The following is a 19,472-nucleotide window of genomic DNA, read 5'->3' as shown; positions in this document are numbered from 1 at the left end:
GCCAGTTCGACCGGCTGACCCCGAAAAGATCGAGGCGCTATCCCTTCCGGAATAGCGCCTCGCCCATTGCCTCAGATCAATATTTGAACCGCGCCTCGATTCCGAAGGTGCGCGGGTTCATGACCGTACGCTGGTAGAAGCGCACGACCACACCGTCGTTGATGCCGATGCGCGACCGGTCCCCGCCGACCGAAACCACCGCATATTTGTCGAAGATGTTGTCCGAAAACAGGCTGATGCTGTACTTGTCGGTGTCGTAGGTCAACGATGCGCGGTTCGTCACGTAGCTGGACAGCTTATCGCCGTAGCTACGCTCCCAGCCGAGGCGCGTAACGACGCTCCCGCGATAGATCGCGGTCCAGTTGGCCTCGAAATTCCCCTTCATCATCGGGATGGTGTAGGTCGCGCCCAGGCTGCCGCTATTCTTCGCGGAACCCGGAAGTCGGTCGCCATCCAGCGCATCGAGCTGGATGAAACGGTTGGAATAGTCCCCCGGCGTCTCGCGGATGGTGAGAATTCCCGGCACGTCCTCGGTCAGCTTGGCGTCCGTATAGGAATAGCTACCCTGGATCGACAGCTGGGGAACGGGCTTCAACTGGAACGTGCCTTCGAATCCTTGCGACCTGGCCTTGCCACCGTTCACTGTGATCCCGGTCGCGCCGTTTACGGTGGCGGAGGCAACCTGGATCCCATTCCAATCGATGTGGAAGACATCGAAGTTGAATGACAGCTTACGTTCGAACAACTGTGTGCGGAAACCGACCTCGATATTCTTGGTCGTGTCCGGTCCGTACTGGATTTCGTCCGGCAGCGCGCAGATGTTCTGCCCAGGCGGCAACGGAAGCTGGCACGGCGCGACGGTGTTCGGGCCGCCGATGCGATAGCCCTTGCTATAGGTGGCGTAGACCATCAGGTCGTGCGTGAAGTTGTAGGAGGAGTTGAACTTCCACACCCAGCCGTCCTTCGCCGCCTTGCCGCCGTTCACGGGCAGATCATAGGGGCTGAGCGGCTGGCCAAGCAGCGGCAGCGTTGCCGCGCCCTTGATCGCCGAGGTGTATTTGAAATAGCGCGCGCCGGCGGTCACCTGCCATTTCGGGGTCACCTTGAACGTGCCCTCGCCGAAGATCGCCTTCTCGGTCACCTTCGACCTGGTGTAAGAGACATATTCGAGCTCGTCGGGATTGGTGGGCAGATCGACCCAGGGATGGCCGGGGACATGCTCGGCATAATCGCGCTTCAGCTTCTGATCGTTGTAAAAGCCGCCGAGAACCCAGTTGAACGGACCGCCATGGCGCGAGACCAAGCGGACTTCCTGGTTGAACTGCGTGCGGCGGCTAACGCTCTCGTTCCAGCTCGTGAAGGCCGGAAACAGCTCATAGTCATAGTCGAGATCGAGCAGCAGGTCGGTATTGTCGCCCTTCGTGCTCGTCTTGACGCTGGTGTAGGCGGTCGTCGCCACGAGATCGGCGATGTTGAAGAGGTTCGCATTGATTTCCATGCTTCCGAGCTGCGCATGGCGGTTCGTCGGTTCGGCGTAGCGAGCCGCGCTTTCATATTTGCCCGTCCCGAGCACACCGTTGCTGTTATACTGACCACCGTCCGTCTTGGTTTGCTGGTAGGCGTAGGTGAAATCGACCTTCAGATCTTCACTGGTCTGGAACAGCAACTGGTTGCGCGTGGTGATGGTCTTCTCGAAATTGAGATCCTTGCGCTTGGTCAGGTTCGCCGCATAGGCGGCGGGGGTCACGCTATCCGTCCCGCTTGGCTGCGGCAGCGACACGCCGGGCGTCTGAACCAACAGTGGATAATCGATGAAGCCGGGATCGTAATAATAGCCCGTCGCCGTGCGGAACGCGATATGGTCCCTGACGATCGGGATGTTGATGACGCCGTCGCCCTGATAGCCGGGCTTGCTGCCATGGCTCTTGCCATAGAAGCGGCCGTGCACCTCTCCTTCGACATCGGTCACGTTGGGACGATTGGGGATGTATCGGATCGCGCCGGCCAGCGTACCGAGCCCGTAAAGCGTTCCCTGCGGCCCGAGCAACGTTTCCACGCGTGCGATATCGACCAGCTTGAAGTCGTAGTAGAGCGGAACTTCGCCCAGATAGACACCGAGCGAATTGGCATAGCTGGCGCCGCCGGAATCGGTGTCCGACGCATTGAGGCCACGCAGCACGATCGTCCCGGTCGAAGCTGGACCGGTGTCCGAGATGGTCAGGCCGGGCGTGAACGCCGCAAGATCGCGCACATCGTTGATATGCTCACGCTCAATCTGCTCGGAACTGACTGCGGAAATATTGATCGGAGCGTCTTGCAGCGTCACGCGCCGGCGGCTGCCGGTGACCACGATTTCGTTGCTGCTATCCGCTTGCGCCGTCTGGTCGGGCTTCGGCTCGGTCTGCGCTACCGCCTGAAACGTCGAAAACCCTGCGAGAAACGTCGCGCCGAGCAGCGCCGTGCGTGAAAGAGATCGTGCCACCCTAGCCCCCTTGAAACATAGCCCATCGCTTTTCAGGTGGCTCCATCTCCATTCGCCGTGCGTCTGTCGGCACGTGCTTGGGCTTAAGCTTTGGTTAAACCGACTTCGTCGCCATGGGGCGTTTGACGTACCGTTTCGGACCGCCCCCGATCGAACCGTCCTACCCCTCTTAGGCCATCGGCCTATGTCGATCCCGACCGGACCTTTTGATGCCCGGCGTGGCACGAAACACACAGTTCGTAATACTGAAAAGACAGGGCTTCCGACGCTGGCACCAAGGAATCCGACCCGCGGCGATTCCGATTCGGGGGCGTTATCGGTCATCGACGCTACCGGCAGACCGACAGCCGGCGGCCGCGAAAGTCAGCCTCGTGAGGCGGCTTAGTCCTTCGCTTTGGGCGCCAGGCTCCACCACGAGAGCGTGTGCACATCGTGGGCCGTCGTCCACAAACCCGTACCCGCAAAGCGCAGCGCGCCGCTGCCCGCCGCCGGGCCAAGACGCCCGACGATCGCCATGCTCTTGGCATCGATCATGGCGAAGGTCTGGTCGGCGGTCGTGCGCAACCAGACCGCGCCGTTGCCTACGTCGATGTCACCATATTTCAGATCCGCGCCCACTTTGACGCGGCCGGTCACCTTGGCCGTGGTCGGGTCGATCCGTGCGAGCGTGCCGTCACCTTGCTCCTGCACCCACACTGCGCCTTCGCCGGCGGCAAGGAAGCCCGGCTGCTTGCCCAAAACGACCCGCTTCACCACGGTGTTGGTCGCGGGGTCGATCTGCTGCAGCAATTGATTGTCGCTGCTGACCGCCCAGAGCGCGCCGAGCCCGAAGGCAAGATAAAAGGTCCCGCCTACGACCGGGATCGACGCGACGACCCTATTGTCGCCGGGGTCGACCCGTTGGATCGTTCGGGTCGCAGCATTGGGAATCCAGATCGATCCGGCGCCCGCCACGACGTTGGTCTCGCCCCTTGGGTTGGCGACCCCCGTCGGGATAGCGACGGTCAGCTTGGCGGCCTGCAAATCGATCCGGTTGAGCGTGCCGTCTTTGCAGTCGGCGACCCAGAGCGAGCCTTCCGCCACGGCCATCCCGCCGCACGGCCGCGTCATAGCCACTTCGGCTTGCTTGCCCTGTTGCGACCAGCGCTCGACCCGGCCCTTGTTGGTCGCCCACACGCTGTTGCCGTCGACCACGAGGAAGTCCGCGAAGCCCGGCACGACCTGCGTCTGCTCCTCGTGGGGGAGCGATGTGGACGCGGCCGAAGCAGCGGTGGCCAGTGCAGCAGCCATCATCGTGGCAATCAGCTTCTGGGATAGGAAAATGCGCTGCATCTGCATGTTACTCCGGCCTCGATCGATGGAAGGCAACGAGCCTGCTGGCGATCCCCGCGCCCGCCGATACGTCAAACGCCCTAGGGCGCGCCACTGGGCGATAGGCTGCGTGCATTTCGGGGCCCCTCCCGTAGAAAGGCGCCCCTCGCGAGAATCTCTATTTAGAACGACGCCCGAGCGCGCCAGCCCGGATCAGGCGGCCTCGACCTGCGTGGCCTGGCGCGCCTTGATCTTCTCGATCACCGGCCGGGCCGGGAAGATGAACTGCTCCCAGATCGAAAGCCGCTTGCGGTCATCCTGGCCGACGATCGCCGATTCACCGGCGCGAAAGGTGCCGAAGATGCGGTCCAGCAGGATCAGCGAATTGCCGTAATTGCAGCGCGTATCCTCATAGACCACCGAATGGTGCAGGCTGTGGTGCTGGATCGTCGTGAAGAAGAAGGAATACCATTTGGGCGGATCGGACCGTACGTTCGCATGGGCGAAGGTGGAGATTACGGTCAGGATATTGAAGGCGCAGAATTCCGCGGCTTCCGGCAGATCGAACAGCGCCACCACGCTCAGACTGATCAGGAACAGTTCGAGCGGATTGCCGACCGCACCCTTCATCGCATTCAGCTGGGTGATGTGATGATGCGGCGCGTGAGTCAGCCAGAACGGCGTCCAGTTATGCATCAGGCGATGCATCCAATATTGCCCGAACTCGACCAGGAAAACGACCAGGGCGACCTGTGCCAGGAACGGCATGTGCATCGCCCATTCGGTGGAAACGCCGAGGGAGTGCTTGGCCGCTTTCAGGGGCTCCTCGGCCAACTTGTTGGTGACCCAGGCAATGGCGCTTGCACCCAGGACCACATAGAACAGGTCCGTGAAGAATTCGCGCCTGTCGAGGCGCCAGCCGGTATGCCGCTCGTTGAGCCACTCAAGCCCTTGCACGAACGCCGTAATGACCGCCGACGTCACCACGATCGTCCAGCCATTCTTGAGCAAGGCTGCCGGGCCGAATGCCCAGAACAGGATGACCACGGCAATGGTCATGGGCGGCAACAGGTTGAAGATGGTCTTCTTCATTTCATTCTCGCCCCGGTCACGACTGCTCCGCAGAGTAAGGCGGATGCGCCGCGGGCACAGGTGTTCGAATGACGTAGGGCCGGCCCGCTAGTACGCGGAAGCGCGGGTCATCGGCGCGGGAACGACCGCCGGACGCCGCGTCCCGTTATTCGCGTTCGGGAACAGGGAAAGGCTGGATCGCCCGCCCGGGGCGTCGGCTAGGGACGCACCGGGTCAGGACGATCGCACGCCGGAAGGTGGACTTAGCGGAGCGACGCGAGCTGGATGGAGCTGCCGCGCGAAGCGTCGGCCGTCCGCGCCTCGATCTTGGTACGAACCTGGTCGGCCACATCCGCGCGGCAGGCGCGTGCGCTTGCCTCAAGATCGGCATGCACTGTCGCGAGGCTTTCGCCGCACACTGCGCGCGCCGCCTGATCGACACGAATGGCCAGGCGCTGCTGGCCGTCGGCGGTCGCGAGATCGAGCCCGCTGAGCGAAAGGACGGCGCTGTCCTTGCCGAAAGGATTGTCGGTGGTGCTGGCGAAAGCAGCCGAACCAAGCGAGATGGCGGCAAGGGCCGCAATGCCGATCTTCATAACCTTCTCCTACGAACATCTTCCGCCGTCTTCTGTGCGGCTGAGCGCCATCTAGGCGCGCGGAGAAGGAACAACAACCCTAAAACACAAGACAACACAAAAAATCCACACTTCATCGAGCGAAGTGCAAGATTTGCAACGGCCAGTTGGCGTTGGTTTAAAAGAATATCAGTTGTTACATGATTTCGTTCGAGTAATACTCCTGAATGTTATTACGCTTCATCGGGGACGTACTACCAGAGAAGCGAGTTCCAGATTGTGCCCGAGTAGCCCGACCGGCAGCCGTACGGCCTCGGTCCGTTCGGTCGATCGCGCCGCATCGGCGATCGAAACCCGAAGGGTGCGGGCGAAGGGTGCCGACCAATCTTGCACAGTCGCCACCGGCAGCCGCACCTGCCACGAACGGCCGCCTTCCGCCTCGACCACGCGATCGTTTATCCGGATGACGGCTTCCGATGTGCTGCGATGGCCGCGAACCAGCACGCAACTCCCAGCGTCGCAGCTGATCACGTGGACGGTTGCGGGATGTGCATTCGCCGGCGCCGCCGCGGTTGTAGCCGCCAGGGCGATCCAGACGCCCGCGCTTCGAAAAATCGTTACCATGGGACAAGGCTGATCGACCTTGGCCTCGGCTTCCATGGGGCGTTTGACGTAGCGGCTGCGGCGCGGGCGGCGACGCCTCCGTTTCTACTGCGCGAGCGTGGCGACTGCGATCGCGGTCGCGGAGGCGCGATTTTCTACGCCCATTTTCTCGAACACCTGTTCCAGATGCTTGTTCACCGTGCGCGGGCTGATCTGCAGAATCTCGCTGATCTCCCGATTCTGCTTACCGCGGCTTATCCAGACCAGCACCTCCGCCTCCCGCGAGGTGAGGCCATGGCGCTCGGCGAGAATGCGCTCGGCATCCCCCTCGCGTTTCTCGGTCAGCCTGAAAAGCCATTCCCTGCCGCTTGTGTGGCGCAGGAAGGTGCATTCGACGACGCTGTCGCCGATCTGGATCGACGCTTGCGCGCCGGCGGGCACATCGGGCCCTTGCAGGCGTTTGATCGTTGCGGCGAGCGGCTCCGGCAACCGGACCTCACGAGGCGTCCAGCCCGGAAACAGGCGTTCGATCGTCGCGGCCGCAAGCGGCGTCAGCCAACCGGTCGTCCCGTCATCCTCAACCGCGAAGGATGGCCTGCCGGCGGTATCGAGCGCGAGCTGGCTGCCTTGCGAGATGCGGGCATTGGCAAGGTGAACCGACACGCGCGCGAGCAACTCGTCCACGACGATCGGCTTGTGCACATAGTCGACCGCGCCCGCCTCCAGCCCATGCACGACATGCTCGGTCTCGGTCAGGCCGGTCATGAAAATCACCGGCAGATTGCGAAACCGGCCGTCCGCCTTGATCCGCCGCGTCGTCTTGAAGCCGTCGAGCCCCGGCATCACCGCATCCATCAGGATCAGGTCGGGCGTGACATGCTCCAGCAGGTCAAGCGCGGCGAGCCCGTCCACGGCGATAAGGACGGTCATGCCGGCCTGTTCGAGCGTGCTGTTTAGAAAGCGCAGCGATTCAGGCGTGTCGTCGACCACCAGGATCGTCGCCCCCGCGCCGCTGCCGATCGCCTTATCCGACATTGTCGATCGCCCTGGTCAGTGCGCGCAGATCGAAGTCGCCAAGGTGCCGCCGCATCTCCGCGACCGCGCCGGCGCTTTCCGGTATCTCGGCTTCCAGATCGGTCAGGACCATTCCGATCGCGCGAACATGCCCCACCTTGATATAGTGCCTCAGGTTCGTGAGGAAGGGGGCCGCCGCCTCGGGCAGCTTGCCCGGGATGCTTGTCTCTCGGCTTGCGGCCTCGTCGGCGGTGACGACCCAGCTCAGGTCGAGCTGGCGGCCGATCGTGTCGAGCAAAGCGTCGAGATCGACCGGCTTCGAAATGAAGGCGTCATGGTTGGAGCCGCCGTCGCCCCCGGCCTTGAATTCGTGGGCATTGGCGGAAACCATCACGATCTGCAGCCGCGGCCCGAGGGTCGCCCGCAATTGCGCCGCGACCTCCCATCCGTTGCTTCCCGGCATCTGGATGTCGAGCAGCACCAGATCGGGTGAGCAGCGCGCCGCCAGCGCCAGGCCCTCCGCGCCGCCGGTCGCCGCGAACACGGCGAAGTCGAGCGGGCGCAGCAAATGCTGCACGACCGTGATCTGGGCGGAATTGTCGTCGATCACCAAAATCGTTTTCCGCGCGCCCCGATAGCCGGTGACGCGATCATAAGCCGCAGCACTCGCAGGCGGGGCCATCGGTTCGGGCAACAGGATACGAAGCTGGAAGCTGCTGCCGCGGCCCAGTTCGCTGGTCGCGGTCACTTCGCCGCCCAATATGCCTGTGAGCACGCGCGTGATCGCCAGGCCAAGCCCGATTCCCGGCTGCATCGCGGCGTCAGGTGAACTGCCGCGCTCGAACGGCTCGAAAATCCTTCCGATATCCTCAGGCGCAATGCCGATGCCGGTGTCCTTGACTTCGATCAGCGCCATCTGGCTGCGGTATCGCACCGTCAGCGTGGCGCCGCCCCGCTCCGTATATTTGATGGCGTTGGACAGCAGGTTGATCAGGATCTGCCGCAATCTTTTCTCGTCGGTTCGAACGAACGGTGGAAGCCGGCTTTCGATGACATAATCCAGCGCAAGCCCCTTCGCTGCCGCCTGCATGCGGAACATGTCCACGATATGATCGAGGAGGGCGGGCAGCCGCACGATATCCTGCCGGAGTTTGAGCACCCCGCTTTCGACGCGCGAAATGTCCAGCAGCCCCTCGACCAGGTTGGTGAGATGCTCCGCGGACCGCCGGATCACGCCTCCCGCTTCGGCCGGCGGCATCGCGCCTTCGCGCTCGAGCAATTGCGCATAGCCGTAGATCGCGTTGAGGGGCGAACGGATCTCGTGACTCACCGCAACCAGATATCGAGTCTTGGCGGCATTGGCGGATTCGGCGGCCTCCTTTGCCCGCTGCAAGGCGGCGTGGGTCGCCGTGTGCGCGGCTATTTCTTCCTGCAGCATCTCGGTCTGGCGGCGATTCTCTTCCTCCGCGGTGCGGCGGCTGTTGCGCGCCAGGGCCAGCAGCCAGGAAAAGATACCGGCGACGATGGCGACCGGCACTATCACGAGCACCACCCGGAGCGCGTTCGCGGTCACCAAGCGGCCCTCTTCACCCGCAGCACCGATAGGCTTCGCGATCGGGCAGAGCGGACGGCGGGAATCCGCTTGATCCCAGCCCGTCCCTCAATCGAAGCGGCGACCTGCCTGCATGTTTCATCGCAAGGTCCGATGCGCGAGTCGGCCAGCGCGAAACGGCAGCTTGGATAGTGCCCAAATGACGCATTGCAGCATCGGAAAATGGGATCACACGCGTCATGGCCACATTTCATATAATTTATTACTGGATTGATCAAACGTAATATCCCATGCATTGATGCATCGCGGAATTCCGTGGCTTTCGACTCGCGGAATGCAATCTACGGGGGTGAGTATGGTAAGCTGGCTGTCCAAAACGCGTCTCACGATTGCGGCTATGGCGTTGCTTCTTACCGCCTCCTGTAGCGGCGGCGCACAACACGCCCCCGAGAAGCGCACCGACTTTACGATCGGATGGTCGATCTACGCCGGCTGGATGCCATGGCCCTATGCCCAGCAAGCCGGCATCGTGAAGAAGTGGGCGGACAAATACGGCGTCAAAATCAATTTCGTTCAGGTCAACGACTATGTCGAATCCGTGAACCAGTTCAACGCCGGCAAGATCGACGGCGTCACCGTGACCAACATGGACGCGCTGACTATCCCCGCAGCTGGCGGCAAGGACACGAGCGCGATCATTCTCGGCGATTATTCGGACGGCAATGACGGCATCGTCCTCAAGAACGCCAAGAGCCTGGCCGACATCAAGGGGCGTACCGTCTACCTCGTCGAGTTGTCGGTTTCGCATTACCTGCTCGCGCGCGGACTCTCCTCGGTCGGGCTGCAGCTCTCCGATGTGAAGACGGTGAACACGTCGGACGCCGACATCGTCGGCGCCTTCGCTAACCCCGCCGCGACCGCCGCGGTCACCTGGAACCCGCAGCTGACCGAGCTCGCAAAGGTACCCAACGCGAAGCTGGTGTTCGATTCGCACCAGATACCCGCGGAAATCCTCGATCTGCTGGCGGTCGATACGGCGACGCTCAAGGCCAACCCGAATCTCGGCAAGGCGCTGGCCGGCATCTGGTATGAAACGATCACGCTGATGCAGCGCAAGGATGCGGCGGGCGCCGCCGCCCGCGCCGCGATGGCGAAGATGGCCGGATCGAGCCCGCAGGCGTTCGACGCGCAGCTCACCACCACCCACCTCTACGCGACGCCGCAAGATGCCGTGGCCGCGCTCAAATCGCCCGCCCTTGCCGACACGATGGTCAAGGTGCGCGACTTCAGCTTCGCCAAGGGCCTGTTCGGCCAGGGCGCGAAATCGGCGGACGCGGTCGGCATCGGCCTGCCGGGCGGGAAGACGCTTGGCGATACCAAGAATGTGAAGCTGCGCTTCGACCCGACCTTCATGGAGCAGGCCGCGGCGGGCAAGCTCTGAGGCCGCCCGCGATGCGCTGGGTGAACGTCAGGCCGAGCCGGCGCAATTCAGTTCTGCTGGGTGCGCTGCCGCTGCTGCTGGTTGTCGTGGCTTATCTCTTCGCCTCGGCCGCCCGGCACGCGGCCAACCCGTCGGACAAGATACTGCCGACGCCCGCGGCAATGGCCACCGCCATGCACAGCCTGCTGGTGGACGCGGATCCGCTTAGCGGCCGGCTGATCTTCTGGGCGGACACTTTGGCCAGCCTCGAGCGGCTCGGGCTTGGGCTTGGCATATGCACCCTGTCCGCGCTGCTGGTCGGCATGGTGCTGGGCATATTGCCGGCGGCGCGCGCGTCTTTCGGCGCGTTGGTCACGACCGTCGCGGTGATACCGCCGATCGCGCTCCTGCCGGTCCTCTTCATCGTTTTCGGCCTCGGCGAGGCCGCGAAGGTCGCGCTGATCGTGATCGGTGTCACCCCCTTCATGATCCGCGACCTCGCCGATCATGTGGCGGCGCTTCCGCAGGAACAGCTCATCAAGGCGCAAACGCTGGGCGCCAGCAGCTGGCAGCTCGCGCTCCGCGTCGCGCTGCCGCAGGCGCTGCCCCGCCTTATCGCTGGCCTGCGCCTGTCGCTTGGTCCGGCCTGGGTCTACCTCATCTCGGCCGAGGCCATCGCCTCCGATATCGGGCTTGGCTATCGGATCTTCCTGGTCCGGCGCTACCTCTCGATGGACATCATCATCCCCTACGTCGCGTGGATTTCGCTCCTCGCGATCCTGATGGATGTGGCCCTTGCCCAGCTGAGCCGGCGCGCCTTCGTGTGGGCGCATCAGACCAGCCGATGAGCGAGCTTCTCACCTTCGAAAACGTCTGGCTGGAATATGGCGAAAAGATCGTGCTCGAACGCGTCGATCTCGGCATCGCCGAACGCAGCTTCGTTTCGATCGTCGGCCCGTCGGGCGCGGGCAAGAGCAGCTTCCTCAGACTTGTGCTGGGCCAGGAAGCGCCGACCCGCGGTCGTATCCTGCTCGACGGCAAGGCCCTGCGTCCCGAATGCGGGCCCGATCGCGGCGTGGTCTTTCAGCGTTACTCGGTGTTCCCGCACCTGACCGCGCTCCGCAACGTGATGTTCGGGCGGGAATGCACCAGCGCGCCTTTCACCGCCCGCCTGTTCGGCGCCGCCCGGCGCGCCGCCGCCGAGGAGGCGGAGGCGATGCTGGTCGAGGTCGGACTCGGCGATGCGCTTCATGTGTACCCTGCCCAGCTTTCCGGCGGCATGCAGCAACGGCTCGCCATCGCGCAGGCGCTGATGGCCCGGCCGCGCGTGCTCTTGCTCGACGAGCCGTTCGGCGCGCTCGATCCCGGCATCCGGCAGGACATGCACCGCCTGATTCTCGGGCTGTGGCGGCAGCATGCGCTCACCGTGCTGATGGTCACCCACGACATCACGGAAGCCTTTGGCCTCGGCACGCGCGTGCTGGCCTTCGACAAGCGCCGCGTCGATCCGCACGCGCCGCACCGCTTCGGCGCGACTGCGGTTTACGACCTGCATCTGACGCGGAAAGCACCCCCGGATGCCGTCGACCTCGAGAGCGAAGTATTACGATTGACAGAATTGGTAATAACCAACACAGAGGATTCGCTGTGAAGGATACTCCCCCCTCCAACCTCGCCAGGCTCAGCATGAGTCTCCCGGCGGAGCTCTCCCGCCAGCTCGACACGATGGTGGAGGAGCGCGGCCTGCCCTCCCGTTCGCAGCTGATCGCGGAGCTGATCCGCGACGAGCTGGCGGAGCACGGGGCGGCATTGCGCCCCGAGGATATGCTCGCCGGTACCATCACCCTGGTCTATCGCGGCGACATGGGCCGCGTGCGGCACCAGCTCGCCCAGACACAGGGCGAATATCTCAAGGAAGTCATCTCCTCGCAGCACGTCTTCCTCGAAGACGACCAGTCGCTTGAGGTGCTGCTGGTGCAGGGCCCCGCGCGGCGGCTGAGCGAGCTCTGCGATGCGCTGCGCAAGGTGCGCGGTGTGCAGCAGCTCAGGCTCTTCACCACCACCGCGCTTCTGCCTCCGCTTCACGAGCAGGATCAGACCTGGCCGCATCCGGGGAGCAAGGCCGCATGAGTGCGCTTGCCGATCCCAACGCCGCGCGCGAGCATGCCCGTGCGATGGGCGGCACCGTCGTCGAGGCGATGCCGATCCTGCCGCCCCAGGCCGATGACCTGCCGGCGGAGGTAGCATCGGACGACCTGCTGTGGGAGGAGACGATCGCCGCGGGCGGTTACGCCTCCCGCGCTTTGGCTCGGGGCAGCCGGCTGCGGCTGATCGACCTGAAGGGCGATGCCTGCGCGTCGTTGCTGGTCTTCAATGCCGCGATGCCGGCCGAGCGGCTCAACATCGCCGACACGGTCAAGGTCCAGTGGGACGCTTATCCCTCCGCCGGCAGCCTGCTGCTCTCCGACATGGGCCGCGTGCTCGCCAGCATCGAGCAGGATGGAGCGGCCACGCACGACGCCTTTTGCGGGGCGTCGAACGAAGCCTCCAACCGCCGCCATTATGGCGACGGCAGCAACTCGGGCGCCTATCCCAATGCGCGCGACCGCCTGTTGCTGGGCGCGGCCAAACACGGGCTGGGCCGCCGCGATGTCCATCCCTGCATCAACCTTTTCAAGGGCGTGCGGATCGGCAAGGACGGCAGCGTGACGGCGCATCTGGGCCCGTTCGCGCCCGGCCGCTCACTGGTCCTGCGGGCAGAAATGGACCTGATCCTGGTCATCGCCAATTGCCCGCACGTGCTCGATCCGCGTCCGTGGAGCGTGACCCCGTTACGTGCCACCGCCTGGCGCGGCCCGGTCACCACCGAAGACGACCCGATCCGCACCGCGGCGCCCGAGCGGCTTCGTGCCTTCCTCAACACCGAAGATCTGTACCGCCGCTGATGAGCCAGAACCCGCATTTCGAAGGCCTGACCGGCCAGGTGATCCACGACGAAATCGTGCCGGCCCGTGCGCCCTGGCTGCATCGGGTCAAGGCCGGGGAAACGCTCCGGGTGGTCGATCTGGAAGGCAATCAGGCGGTCGACTTCCTGCTCTACGCCACCGCCGGCGATGCCGAACGCTTCAGCGCGCAGGACACGATCGCGGCCCAGGCCAATATCTTCCTGCGCAGCGGCAGCGTGCTGCTCTCCAACGAAGGGCGGCCGATGATGACGATCATGGCGACCTCGGTCGACTATCACGACATGATCGGCGGCGCCTGTTCGTGCGAATCCAACAGCCTGCGCTACGGGCATCACACCAAGGCCCAGCATGCCTGCGTCGACAATTTCCTCGAGGCCAATCTGCGCGATGGCCGCGGCAAGCGCGACATCGTCTCGAACGTCAATTTCTTCATGAACGTGCCGGTCGAGGCCGACGGAACGCTCGGCATCGTCGATGGCATTTCGGCGCCGGGCCTCACCGTCGACCTGCGCGCCGAGATGGATGTGACCGTCGTCGTTTCGAACTGCCCGCAGATCAACAATCCCTGCAACGGCTTCAATCCCACGCCCGTCCGCATGATCGTCACCGCATGAGCTTCGGCACGGTTCTGATCGCCAATCGCGGTGCGATCGCATGTCGGATCATCCGCACGCTGCGGCGCATGGGCATCCGCTCGGTCGCCATCTTCTCCGATGCCGACGAGGCATCGCGCCATGTCGCCGAGGCGGACGTGGCGGTCCGGATCGGCCCTGGCCCGGCGGCGGAGAGCTATCTCGACGTCGCGCGCATCCTTGCCGCCGCGCGGGAGACGGGCGCGGATGCGATCCACCCCGGCTACGGCTTCCTGTCCGAAAATGCCGCCTTCGCCGAGGCGTGCGAGGCCGCCGGCATCGCCTTCATCGGCCCGACTCCCGAGAGCATTCGCGCCTTCGGCCTGAAGCATAGCGCCCGCACGCTCGCCGAGGCGGAGCAGGTTCCGCTCGCGCCCGGCACGGGCTTGCTGGCGGATATCGACGCGGCGGTCGAAGCCGCGGAGCGGATCGGCTATCCGGTCATGCTCAAGGCTACGGCCGGCGGCGGCGGCATCGGCATGCGTGTCTGCGCCGACGAGCAGGCGGTGCGCGACGGCTACGCCGCGGTGGCAAGGCTCGGTGCTGGCAATTTCGGCGATGCCGGCCTCTTCCTCGAACGCTTCGTGCCGCGCGCGCGGCATGTCGAGGTCCAGATCTTCGGCGACGGCACCGGCCGCGTCGTCGCGCTCGGCGAACGCGATTGCTCGCTCCAGCGCCGCAACCAGAAGGTGATCGAGGAAGCGCCCGCGCCGCACCTTCCCGAGCAGGTCCGCGCCGCGCTGATCGAGGCCGCGGTGCGGCTGGGCACGGCCGCGCGCTATCGCTCCGCGGGCACGGTCGAATTCCTGTACGATCCCGTGCGGCAGGACTGGTTCTTCCTGGAGGTCAATACGCGCCTTCAGGTCGAGCACGGCGTCACCGAGGAAGTGACCGGCGTCGACCTGGTCGAATGGATGGTGCGCGGCGCGGCCGGTGACTATTCCTTCCTCGATACGCCCGTGCCCAGCCCGCGGGGATGGTCGATCCAGGCGCGGATTTATGCGGAGGATCCGGTGGTGGATTTCCGCCCCGCCGCCGGCACGCTCACCGAAGTCATCTTTCCCGACGACGCGCGCATCGAGACCTGGGTCGAGCGCGGCGCCACCGTCTCGTCCTTCTACGATCCGATGCTCGCCAAACTGATCGTGCGCGGCGAGGATCGTGACGCGGCGGTGGCGGCGATGCAGACGGCGCTGGACCGGACCCAGCTCGCCGGTATCGAGACCAACGTGCGCTGGCTGCGCGACGTGACGCGCAGCGAGGATTTCGTCACGGGCGACGTATCGACCCGCTCGCTGGAGCGCGTCGAGCATCGTCCGCACAGCATATCGGTGCGTTCGGCCGGCACGGCGACAACCGTGCAGGATTATCCGGGCCGGATCGGGCTGTGGGATATCGGTGTGCCGCCGTCCGGGCCGATGGACGCACGTGCCTTTCGTCTGGGCAATGTGCTGCTCGGCAACGATGGCGACGCCCCCGGGCTTGAGGTCACTGCGACCGGCCCGACACTCCAGTTCAACACCGCGACCCGCATCTGCCTCACCGGCGGCGAATTCGACGCGACGCTCGATGGCAAGCCGGTGCCCCGCAACAAGCCGGTGTCCGTCACCGCCGGCCAGGTGCTCGCGCTTGGCCGCATCAGTGGCGGCGGCATGCGCGGCTATATCCTGTTCGCGGGCGGGCTGGACGTTCCCGCTTATCTCGGCAGCGGCAGTACCTTCGATCTCGGCGAATTCGGCGGTCATGGCGGACGCCGGCTTCGCGTGGGCGACACGCTGCACCTGACGCAGCATGCGCCTGCCGTGATCCCAGGCCCGCGTGCGGTCGAACAGCCGGTGTTCGGCCCCGACTGGACCATCCGCGTCCTGTACGGCCCGCACGGCGCGCCTGATTTCTTCGCACCCGAAGATATCGACACGATCCTGTCGGCCGATTGGCGCGTCCATTATAACAGCAACCGGACCGGCGTCCGCCTGATCGGTCCCAAGCCGCACTGGGCGCGCAAGGACGGCGGCGAGGCCGGGCTTCACCCATCCAACATTCACGACAATCCCTATGCGATCGGCGCGCTCGATTTCACCGGGGACATGCCGATCATCCTGGGCCCCGACGGCCCCTCGCTTGGCGGCTTCGTCTGCCCCTTCGTGGTGATCGCGGCGGACCTCTGGAAGGTCGGCCAGCTCGCGCCGGGCGATCGCATCCGCTTCCAGGATGTCAGTCTGACCGAGGCAGAGGCGGCGAGCGTCGCCGAGGAAGCCTGGATCGAGGGCCGGCCCGCACTGCCCGCGATGGGCAAGATCGTCGGCGGACACGACGCCATTCTCGCCGAGCTGCCGCCGCGCGGCCGCCGCCCGCGCGTGCTCTATCGCCGCCAGGGCGATCGCAATCTGCTCGTCGAATATGGCCCGATCACGCTCGATCTCGAACTGCGCCTGCGGGTTCATGCCGCCACCACCGCGCTCGCTGCATTGTCGCTGCCCGGTATCCTCGACATCGTTCCGGGCATCCGGTCTTTTCAGGTCCATATCGATGGTGTCCGTCTGAAGCAGGCCGCTTTGCTCGAACGGCTTACGGCGATCGAAGATCAACTCGGCGACTTGAACGATTTCACGATCCCGTCGCGCATCGTGCATCTGCCGCTGAGCTGGGACGATCCCGCCATTCATCAGACGATCGAGCGCTACATGGCGGTGGTGCGCGACGATGCGCCCTGGTGTCCCGACAATATCGAATTCATCCGCCGCGCGAACGGATTGGCGAGCGCTGAGGATGTCCACCGGATCATCTTCGACGCCAGTTACCTCGTCTATGGCCTGGGCGACGTCTATCTCGGGGCGCCGGTGGCGACGCCGATCGACCCGCGCCACCGGCTGGTCACGACCAAATATAATCCCGCGCGCACCTGGACGCCGCCCAACGTCGTCGGGATCGGCGGCGCTTATATGTGCATCTACGGGATGGAAGGTCCGGGCGGCTATCAGCTGTTCGGCCGCACCATCCAGGTGTGGAACACCTACCGCCAGACCGGTCCCTTCTCGGACAAACCCTGGCTGCTGCGCTTTTTCGATCAGGTCCGCTTTTTCCCGGTAACGCATGACGAGCTGACCGAGTGGCGCCGCGACTTCCCGCTCGGCCGGCGCGACATCAAGATCGAGGAGTCCGAGTTCCGGCTCGCCGACTATCGCGCCTTCCTTGCCGAAAATTCGGTATCGATCGCCGCGTTCGAGAACAGCCGCAACGCTGCCTTTGCCGCCGAGCGCGCCGACTGGGAGCGGCGCGGCGAGTTCGACCGCGTCGCGAGCCTGACGGAAGAAGCGGACGACGAACCCGCCGACGCCGTGACCCTCCCGGATGGGGCGGAAATGGTCGAAGCGCCCTTTGGCGGCAGCGTCTGGAAGTTGATGAAGGCGCTCGGCGACACCGTCGCCGCCGGCGAGACCATCGCCGTGCTGGAAGCGATGAAGATGGAATTTCCCGTCCTGAGTCCAGCCGCCGGAACGGTGGCCGCGCTTTATGTCGCGGAACGGCAGGCGGTTTCGCCTGGGACCCCGGTCATGGCGCTGGTGCGCGCGTGATCGCCCTCGACCGGCTGTCCGTCGACGCGATCGCCGCTGGTGTGCGGTCGCGCCGGCGCAGCGCGGTCGAGGTCATGGATGAGGTGCTGGAGCGCCTTTCTTACTACGACGCGATCCAGCCTGCAGTCTGGATCTCTCGCGTCGATGCCGACGCGCTTCGGTCCGCCGCCGCCGGGGTCGATGCGCGCGTCGCCACAGGCGCAGCGCTGCCGCTGGCCGGCGTGCCGTTTGCGGTCAAGGACAATATCGACGTTCTCGGCCTGGACACGACGGCTGCCTGCCCGGCTTTCTCCTATCGGCCGGCGCGGTCGGCGGCGGTGGTCGAGCGTCTTGTCGCCGCCGGGGCGATCCCGGTCGGGAAAACCAATCTCGACCAGTTCGCCACCGGCCTCAATGGAACCCGCAGTCCCTACGGCATACCGCGCAACGCCTATAATCGCGCCTGGGTGAGCGGCGGGTCGAGTTCGGGCTCCGCAGTTGCGGTAGCGGCTGGACTGGTCGCCTTCGCGCTTGGCACCGACACCGCCGGATCGGGCCGCGTTCCGGCTGCCTTCAACCACCTTGTCGGCCTCAAACCGACGCGCGGCCGCTGGAGCAGCCGCGGCCTCGTTCCCGCCTGCCGGACGCTCGACTGCATCACTGTCTTTACTGGTACGGCAGCCGAAGCGGGCCTTGTCGACGCCATCGCCGCCGGTTTCGATTCCGAGGATGCCTTTGCGCGGTCGATGGCCGACGCTCCCCGCCCCGCCTACCGGATCGGCATTCCTCGCGCCGATCAGCGCCGCTGGTTCGGCGATATCGAATCCGACTTCCTATATCAGGCGGCGCTGGACGGCTTGGGCGCCAAGCTGGTTGAGATCGACATGGCCCCGCTCAACGACGCGGCCCGATTGCTTTATGACGGCCCCTGGGTTGCCGAACGAACCGCCGCGCTCCAATCGATGCTCGATGAAAATCCGGACGCGATTCATCCGGTCGTCCGCGAGATCGTTGAGCAGGGCAAAAACTACAGCGCGGTCGATGTTTTCGAAGGCAGCTACCGGCTTGCCGAGCTCGCCCGGGCAGCCGAGCGGATATGGGTGGACGTCGACCTGCTCGTCCTGCCCACCGCGCCGACCTCCTATCGCGTAGCGGAAATGCTTGCCGCACCGATCGCGCTCAATGCGAGCCTCGGCGCCTACACCAATTTCGTGAACCTGCTCGACATGGCCGCGATCGCGGTCCCGACCGGCCTCTATCAGAGCGGGGTCGGCTTCGGCGTGACCTTGATGGGCCCCGCCGGCACCGATCGCGCCCTGATCGAGGCCGCAAATGTGCTTTTTCCCGCGCCGGCATCCCCGCCGCCGCTTGACCTGGAGGGACGGATGGAAACCGTGAAACTGGCCGTCGTCGGTGCGCATCTCAAGGACATGCCGCTGCACTGGCAGCTGACCTCGCGCGAGGCCCGCTTCGTCGGCGCGGCGAAGACCGCACCCGCCTACCGCCTCTACGCGATGGCGGACAGCGTGCCGCCCAAGCCGGCGCTGGTGCATAGCGGCGACGGCGCGGCGATCGCGCTCGAGATATATGAGCTGGACATGGCGGCGTTCGGCAGCTTCGTCGCCGAAGTCCCGCCGCCCCTCGCCATCGGCACCGTGACGCTGGACGATGGCAGCCTCGTCAAGGGGTTCGTCGCCGAACCGCGCGCCATCGTCAACGCGGAGGACATTACCGATCTCGGTGGATGGCGCGCCTACGTAGCGCGATAAAGATCGTCAGGCGGGCGGCTTGGGCGGGCGCGGATAGACGATAAAGTCTGCGTGCCGATCGATCTGTGGCGTTGGCCCAGCCTCATCGACCGCCTTCCTCAACTCGTCGATTGCGGCAGGGGGGAGCGGCAGCTTGTGTTCGGACGGGTGCGTCGCTGCCCGCATCGGATAATCCTGCCCCGGGCTGGTGGTCATCTCGATATGCGCCCCCAGCAGCGCACGAATCTTGTGGATCTTCGCGAAGGCCGCCAGCCGATCTGCGCTTGCCTGGAATTCGCCGAACCGGTCCAGCGGCACGTAGAGCCTCCCCGGGTAGAGCATGTCGCCGGAGAACAGCAGCTTAGTGCGTGCATCATAGACCATGATGTGCGCCGGCTCGTGACCGGGTGTCGGGATGATGTCGAGAACGCGCTTGCCGAGATCGAAGCGCGCTTCGCCGCGCGGCCAATCCGTGATGTGGAAGAATGCCGCGACTTGTTCGGGCGAGAGGCCGACGATTTCGGTATCGGCCCGATCCCGAAAC

At 64.9% G+C, this 19,472-nt stretch carries 16 protein-coding genes; 8 read left to right on the top strand and 8 right to left on the bottom strand.

The window, feature by feature from the left end:
- Nucleotides 1–76 precede the first annotated feature (76 nt).
- The 7 genes from VK533_RS09830 to VK533_RS09800 form a co-directional block, all read right to left on the bottom strand.
- Nucleotides 77–2,482 carry a TonB-dependent receptor gene (locus tag VK533_RS09830; RefSeq protein ID WP_324376919.1) on the bottom strand — a complete coding sequence of 802 codons (2,406 nt, stop codon included), beginning with the start codon at nucleotides 2,480–2,482 and terminating at the stop codon, nucleotides 77–79.
- 381 nt (nucleotides 2,483–2,863) lie between these two features.
- The gene (locus tag VK533_RS09825) at nucleotides 2,864–3,814 is read right to left on the bottom strand and encodes a YncE family protein (protein WP_324376917.1); all 951 of its coding nucleotides are present in this window, start codon (nucleotides 3,812–3,814) and stop codon (nucleotides 2,864–2,866) included.
- A 192-nt stretch (nucleotides 3,815–4,006) separates the two neighbouring features.
- A complete protein-coding gene (locus VK533_RS09820) occupies nucleotides 4,007–4,885 on the bottom strand; it encodes a sterol desaturase family protein (RefSeq protein WP_324376915.1) in 879 nt (292 codons plus the stop codon).
- A gap of 242 nt (nucleotides 4,886–5,127) precedes the next feature.
- On the bottom strand, nucleotides 5,128–5,460 hold the full coding sequence (locus tag VK533_RS09815; protein WP_324376913.1) for a UrcA family protein: 333 nt from the start codon (nucleotides 5,458–5,460) through the stop codon (nucleotides 5,128–5,130).
- Nucleotides 5,461–5,679: 219 nt separating this feature from the next.
- Nucleotides 5,680–6,099 carry a hypothetical protein gene (locus tag VK533_RS09810; RefSeq protein WP_324376911.1) on the bottom strand — a complete coding sequence of 140 codons (420 nt, stop codon included), beginning with the start codon at nucleotides 6,097–6,099 and terminating at the stop codon, nucleotides 5,680–5,682.
- A 48-nt stretch (nucleotides 6,100–6,147) separates the two neighbouring features.
- On the bottom strand, nucleotides 6,148–7,077 hold the full coding sequence (locus VK533_RS09805) for a DNA-binding response regulator (protein ID WP_324376909.1): 930 nt from the start codon (nucleotides 7,075–7,077) through the stop codon (nucleotides 6,148–6,150).
- Complete coding sequence (locus tag VK533_RS09800; protein WP_324376943.1) at nucleotides 7,067–8,629, bottom strand: hybrid sensor histidine kinase/response regulator; 1,563 nt, start codon at nucleotides 8,627–8,629, stop codon at nucleotides 7,067–7,069. Before VK533_RS09800 ends, VK533_RS09805 begins: the two co-directional genes overlap by 11 nt.
- Before the next feature lie 334 nt (nucleotides 8,630–8,963).
- Between VK533_RS09800 and VK533_RS09795 the strand changes: the two genes are divergently transcribed.
- Genes VK533_RS09795 through atzF form a run of 8 tightly spaced genes read left to right on the top strand, consistent with a single transcriptional unit; the run spans nucleotide 8,964 to nucleotide 18,949 of the window.
- Nucleotides 8,964–10,049, top strand: coding sequence for a putative urea ABC transporter substrate-binding protein (locus tag VK533_RS09795; protein WP_324376907.1), 1,086 nt, complete (start codon nucleotides 8,964–8,966; stop codon nucleotides 10,047–10,049).
- Nucleotides 10,050–10,060: 11 nt separating this feature from the next.
- Nucleotides 10,061–10,876 carry an ABC transporter permease gene (locus VK533_RS09790; RefSeq protein ID WP_324376905.1) on the top strand — a complete coding sequence of 272 codons (816 nt, stop codon included), beginning with the start codon at nucleotides 10,061–10,063 and terminating at the stop codon, nucleotides 10,874–10,876.
- A complete protein-coding gene (locus tag VK533_RS09785; protein WP_324376903.1) occupies nucleotides 10,873–11,679 on the top strand; it encodes an ATP-binding cassette domain-containing protein in 807 nt (268 codons plus the stop codon). Before VK533_RS09790 ends, VK533_RS09785 begins: the two co-directional genes overlap by 4 nt.
- A 35-nt stretch (nucleotides 11,680–11,714) precedes the next feature.
- Complete coding sequence (locus tag VK533_RS09780) at nucleotides 11,715–12,158, top strand: CopG family ribbon-helix-helix protein (protein ID WP_324376941.1); 444 nt, start codon at nucleotides 11,715–11,717, stop codon at nucleotides 12,156–12,158.
- Nucleotides 12,155–12,973: an urea amidolyase associated protein UAAP1 gene (locus VK533_RS09775; protein ID WP_324376901.1), complete on the top strand. Its 819-nt coding sequence runs from the start codon at nucleotides 12,155–12,157 to the stop codon at nucleotides 12,971–12,973. Before VK533_RS09780 ends, VK533_RS09775 begins: the two co-directional genes overlap by 4 nt.
- Nucleotides 12,973–13,608 (top strand): urea amidolyase associated protein UAAP2, encoded by a 636-nt coding sequence (locus tag VK533_RS09770; RefSeq protein ID WP_324376899.1) that lies wholly within the window; start codon nucleotides 12,973–12,975, stop codon nucleotides 13,606–13,608. The genes VK533_RS09775 and VK533_RS09770 overlap by 1 nt, the downstream gene beginning before the upstream one ends.
- Entirely contained in the window at nucleotides 13,605–17,201 is a 3,597-nt protein-coding gene (gene uca, locus VK533_RS09765; RefSeq protein ID WP_324376897.1) for an urea carboxylase, read from the top strand. The genes VK533_RS09770 and uca overlap by 4 nt, the downstream gene beginning before the upstream one ends.
- Nucleotides 17,198–18,949 carry an allophanate hydrolase gene (gene atzF / locus VK533_RS09760; RefSeq protein WP_324376895.1) on the top strand — a complete coding sequence of 584 codons (1,752 nt, stop codon included), beginning with the start codon at nucleotides 17,198–17,200 and terminating at the stop codon, nucleotides 18,947–18,949. Before uca ends, atzF begins: the two co-directional genes overlap by 4 nt.
- Before the next feature lie 6 nt (nucleotides 18,950–18,955).
- Here atzF and VK533_RS09755 read toward each other — a convergent pair.
- The coding region (locus VK533_RS09755; protein WP_324376893.1) for an MBL fold metallo-hydrolase at nucleotides 18,956–19,472 on the bottom strand (517 nt) is incomplete at its 5' end.

The sequence above is a fragment of the Sphingomonas sp. genome (assembly GCF_035317925.1).
Lineage (GTDB): Bacteria > Pseudomonadota > Alphaproteobacteria > Sphingomonadales > Sphingomonadaceae > Sphingomonas_I.
This window is presented reverse-complemented; position numbering and strand designations above follow the sequence as displayed.